Here is a 5,287-nt window from a genome sequence, read left to right as displayed (position 1 = left end):
CAAAGGAGTTTCATGAAACAAGGTGATTTTAGCGAAGTTGCAAAACACTACCATAACAGACCAGCATACTCAAGTATGCTTATAGAAAAGTTAATCAAATGTGTAAATGATCAAAATAAAAGCACATTAAAAGTTGTAGAAGTAGGAGCGGGTACGGGAAAGCTTACTAAAATGCTTGCTGATGAGTTTAACCTTTGTATAGATGCAGTCGAGCCAAATGATAATATGCGTGAAGAGGGTATTAAATTTACTCAAAATTCACAAAATATTACTTGGCATAAAGGTAGCGGAGAAGAAACTGCTATGCCTAGTAATTATGCTGATTGGGTAATCATGGCTAGTTCTTTTCACTGGACAGATCCTAAAAAATCCTTACCTGAGTTCGCAAGAGTGCTTACAGGGGGGGGTATTTCACTGCTATATGGAATCCACGCCATATAGCTAAAGGCTCTGTGTTTTATGAAATTGAAGAGGAAATTAAACATATTATACCAGAGCTTACTCGTGTAAGTAGTGGAACTCAAAATGTTAAAAATTGGGAAGAAATCTTAGTAAGTACTGGAGATTTCACAGACTGCTTTTTTATGGAGTGCGATTATAAAGAGCTTTGGAGTAAAGAGCGTTATCTTGGGGCTTGGCATTCTGTAAATGATATTCAAGCACAAGCTGGAAAAGCTAGATGGGAAGAAATTTTAAAAATGATAGAAAATAAAATTTCTTCTATGGATATGATTGAAATTCCTTATAAAATCCGTGCATGGACGGTGCATAAGGCATAGTAAAATCCTTTAGCTTTTTTAGCTTTGCTATTAAAGTTAAAGGAAAAAAATGGAAAAAATAGTAGAACAAGTTTGGGATTATACTAAACATGCAAAATTTTATTCATATAGACCAAATTATGCACCACTTAGTATAGATATGCTAGTAGAGCTTGCTAAAAGAACTAGTCAAAGTTCAAAGATAAAAGTTGCAGATATTGGAGCAGGTACAGGGAATTTAAGTATTATGCTTTTAGAGAGAGCTTGTAAAGTGGTAGCGGTTGAGCCAAATGATGCAATGCGTGAAATTGGTATAGAAAGAACTCAAGGTCAAGATGTAGAATGGGTAAGAGCTACCGGTATTGACTCTACTTTAAAAGATGGAGAGTTTGATTGGGTGAGCTTTGGAAGTAGCTTTAATGTGATGGATAGATCAATGGCACTAAAAGAAAGTCATAGATTACTCAAAAAAGGATGTTATTTTACTTGTATGTGGAATCATAGAGATTTAAATGATCCTATTCAAAAAATAGCAGAAGATATTATTGTTAGTTTTGTTCCAAATTATACAAGAGGCACAAGAAGAGAAGATCAACGCCCTATTATAGAAGCACATAAAGAGCTTTTTGATAATATTATTTATTTGGAGGAAGATTTTTACTTTCATCAAAGTGTAGATAATTATATCAATGCTTGGAAAAGTGTAAAAAATCCTTATTGGGATCTTGAGACTAAAGAAGGTAATGAGTTGTTTGAGAAAATCACTGATAAGTTAAAACAAGAATTACCAGGTGAATTTGATATCAAATATACAACAAGAGCTTGGAGTGCAAAAAAAATATAAAAGAGTGATATTATGGATAGATTAGTTTTTCAAACAAAAGCAAGAAATTTACAGAATTTAAAAAATATACTTAAAAATGCAAAAGTTTTAGATGTAGTTATCACTTCTTTAAAAGAAATCATTCAAGATAAAGAAGAAGTGCTTAAAAAAATTATCAATCTAAATGCGAAAAAACTAATCATCCGTAGTTCTTCTAATAGCGAAGATAGTTTAAAAAGTTCCAATGCTGGAGCTTTTTTAAGTTTGGCTAATGTAAATATTAATGATAAAAGCCAACTTTTTAATGCTTTAGAAAAAGTAAGTCATTCTATGCCTAGTGAGAATGATGAAATTCTAATCCAACCTATGCTTTTAGATATTAAAAAGTGTGGTGTTGCTTTTAGTGTAGATAAGGATAATTTTGCTCCATATTTTTGTATAGAATATGATGAAAACGGCTCTAATAGTTCCATTACAGATGGAAGTGCTAAAAATGCTAAAACATATTTTCACTACCGTGAAAATGAAGATATAAAAGATCCATATATGCAAAAAGTTATTTTATTATTAAAAGAACTTGAAAGTTTATATGGTTGTAATTTTTTAGATGTAGAATTTGCTTTTAATGAGCAAGATGAACTTTTTTGCTTGCAAGTTAGACCTTTAATAATGCAAGAAAAAATTAATCTTTTTAATAACTTGCCTAAAGAAGCTTTACATAGACTTTATAAAAGATTTGTATCTTTACAAGAACCAAGATCTAGAGTGCTTGGAGATAAAGCCATTTTTGGTGTAATGCCTGATTGGAATCCAGCAGAAATTATAGGACTTAGACCAAAAAGATTAGCTTTTAGCCTTTATAAAGAAATCATTACAGATAACATTTGGGCTTATCAAAGAGATAACTATGGTTATAGAGATCTAAGATCACATCCTTTAATCCATTCTTTTTTGGGTATTCCTTATGTGGATGTGAGACTTTCTTTTAATTCCTTTATACCAAAAACACTTGATGAGAATATTGCTAAAAAGTTAGTTAATTATTATTTAGATAAATTATATGAAAATCATGAGTTGCATGATAAAGTAGAATTTGATATAGTATTTTCTTGTTATGATTTTCATATGGCTGATAAATTAGAACGCTTATTAGATCATGGTTTTAATAAAAATGAAATCAAACGCATTGAATTTTCTTTATTAAATCTTACTAATTCTATTATTGATATTAAAAATGGTTTGTGTTTAAAAGATATAGAAAAATCAAAACAAATGATTGTATATTATGAAAATATTATGCATTCAGATTTTTCACCATTAGATAAAATTTATTGGCTTTTAGAAGAGTGTAAAAGATATGGAACATTACCATTTGCTGGTGTTGCAAGGGCTGCGTTTGTGGCTATGACTATGCTTAATTCTTTGGTGGAAATTGGATTTTTTAGCAAAGAAGAAAAAAATGAATTTTTAAATTCTCTTCATACCGTTAGTAAAACTTTGAGTTATGAATTAGCAACTTTAAATGAAAATAACAAACAAGATTTTTTAAAACAATTTGGTCATTTAAGAGCAGGGACTTATAATATTTTATCTCCAAGGTATGATGAGGATTTTGATGGGTATTTTGATTTAAAACAAAAAAGTGAAATTCAAAAAGAAAAGGAATTTAAGATTAGCGATGATAAATTGCAAAAACTTGATCAAATTTTAAAAGAACATGGAATTGAAGTTAATGCAAAAGAATTTTTTAGCTTTTTGAAAATAGCTATAGAAGGACGCGAATTTATTAAATTTGAATTTAGCAAGCTCTTATCTAAAGCTATATCACTGATAGAGGATCTTGGAAATTATTATGGAATATCTAAAGAAGATATGGCCCATTTGGATATTAAGAGTATTTTAAATTTGTATTCTAGTGTGTATTCTAAAAATCCAAAAGATAAATTTTTGAGTGAAATTAATGAAAACAAACAAGAATATCAATTAAGTTTAGCTATAAAACTTCCGGCTTTACTAACTGATGCACATCAAATATTTGGGTTTTTTACTAGCTATATTCATCCAAATTTTATCACGCAAAAAAGCATTAGTGCTAATATTGCTTTAGAAAATGAACAAGATTTAAAAGGCAAGATAGTGTTAATCTATGCAGCTGATCCTGGATATGATTATTTATTTACTAAAGATATTGCAGGTTTTATCACTTGCTATGGTGGTGCAAATTCACATATGGCTATTAGAGCTTCTGAACTTGCTATGCCTGCTGTTATTGGCGTAGGTGAAGAGAATTTTAAAAAATATCTTCAAGCAAAAAAAATTAAAATTGATTGTCAAAGTGAGCAGATATTTTGTCTATGAAATTTATAGCTATTAGTCAAAGAATTTTAGAAAATCAAGATTATTATGAATTAAGAGAGTGTTTGGCACTTGATTGGGGAAGTTTTTTTAAAAAAGAATTAAGTGAGTTTTTACCTCTTCCATTGAGTTATGAAATTGATTTTAAAAATTATATCTCTAGTATTAGTGCTGTGATTTTAAGTGGGGGTAATGATTTAAGCTCTTGTAAATTTTCTTTTGTTAATCAAAAAAGAGACGAATATGAGAAAAACATTATAAAACATTGTATGCAAGATAATATCCCTTTGCTTGGAATTTGCAAAGGAGCACAGATGATTGCTTCTTATTTTAATTCTACCATTTGTCCTTGTAAAGATCATATTGGAAATCATGAAGTATATTTAAAAGATCAAATAATTAATGTTAATTCATATCATAATTTTGCTATTAAAACATTAGGTAATGAGCTTGAGGTGTTAGCAAATGCAAAAGATGAAACAATAGAAGCTTTTAAGCATAAAAAATTTAGTATTTATGGTCTAATGTGGCATATTGAAAGAGAAAACGGTATGAGTGAAAAAAGTATTTTTAATGCGTGGTTAAAGGATATAAAATGAGAGCTATAATTTTAGCAGCAGGATTTGGTTCAAGGTTAATGCCTTTAACAAAATATAATCCAAAATGTATGGTTGAATATAAAAATAAAAAAATCATAGACTATGAAATTCAGGCTTTAAAAGAAAATAATATTCATGAGATATGTGTAGTTGGTGGATATTTATTTGATGTTTTAAAGGATTATGTGGGTAAAAATCATAATTTGGAGTTGTTTTATAAAAATGAAAACTATGATAAAACTAATATGGTCCAGACTTTATTTTGCGCTAGAGATTTTTTACAAAGTTGTATTGAGGATGAGCAAGATTTGATTGTTTCTTATGCTGATATAGTTTATTTTAAAGATAGTATAGAAAAACTCAAACAATCAAAAGATGATTTTGCTGTTATTGTGGATAAAGCTTGGAAAGAACTATGGTTAAAAAGGTTTGAAAATCCACTTGATGATGCTGAAACTTTAAAATTACATGATGATTTTATAGTAGAGCTTGGCAAAAAAGCAAAAAGTTATGATGAAATTCAAGGGCAATATATAGGCTTATTTAAATTTTCTCATCATTTTTTAAAAGAAGTTTTAAAAACTTATGATGAGCTTGATAGAACTTTACTTTATGATGAAAAAGATTTTAAAAATATGTATATGACAAGTTTTTTACAAATTTTAATTAATAAATACAAAAATGCAAAAGCTATAAAAATCAATGGAAATTGGTGCGAGATAGATTTTATGAGCGATTTAAGAGTGGAGATT

4 protein-coding genes and 1 pseudogene are annotated in these 5,287 nt (G+C 28.7%); all 5 read left to right on the top strand.

What is annotated here, in order from left to right; translation table 11 throughout:
* The first annotated feature begins 12 nt into the window (after positions 1-12).
* Positions 13-779: pseudogene (locus tag L8U04_RS08145) on the top strand (class I SAM-dependent methyltransferase).
* Between the two features lie 49 nt (positions 780-828).
* Complete coding sequence (locus L8U04_RS08140) at positions 829-1,602, top strand: class I SAM-dependent methyltransferase (protein WP_263660016.1); 774 nt, start codon at positions 829-831, stop codon at positions 1,600-1,602.
* 12 nt (positions 1,603-1,614) lie between these two features.
* Positions 1,615-3,939: a PEP-utilizing enzyme gene (locus tag L8U04_RS08135; protein WP_263709809.1), complete on the top strand. Its 2,325-nt coding sequence runs from the start codon at positions 1,615-1,617 to the stop codon at positions 3,937-3,939.
* Positions 3,936-4,535, top strand: a complete 600-nt coding sequence (locus tag L8U04_RS08130; RefSeq protein ID WP_263709808.1) for a gamma-glutamyl-CDP-amidate hydrolase — start codon at positions 3,936-3,938, stop codon at positions 4,533-4,535. The genes L8U04_RS08135 and L8U04_RS08130 overlap by 4 nt, the downstream gene beginning before the upstream one ends.
* A partial coding sequence (locus L8U04_RS08125; protein WP_263660013.1) for a phosphocholine cytidylyltransferase family protein occupies positions 4,532-5,287 on the top strand: 756 nt, incomplete at its 3' end. The genes L8U04_RS08130 and L8U04_RS08125, both read left to right, overlap by 4 nt.

This window comes from Campylobacter sp. IFREMER_LSEM_CL908, from assembly GCF_025771545.1.
GTDB classification, from domain to species: domain Bacteria; phylum Campylobacterota; class Campylobacteria; order Campylobacterales; family Campylobacteraceae; genus Campylobacter_D; species Campylobacter_D lari_D.
This window is presented reverse-complemented; position numbering and strand designations above follow the sequence as displayed.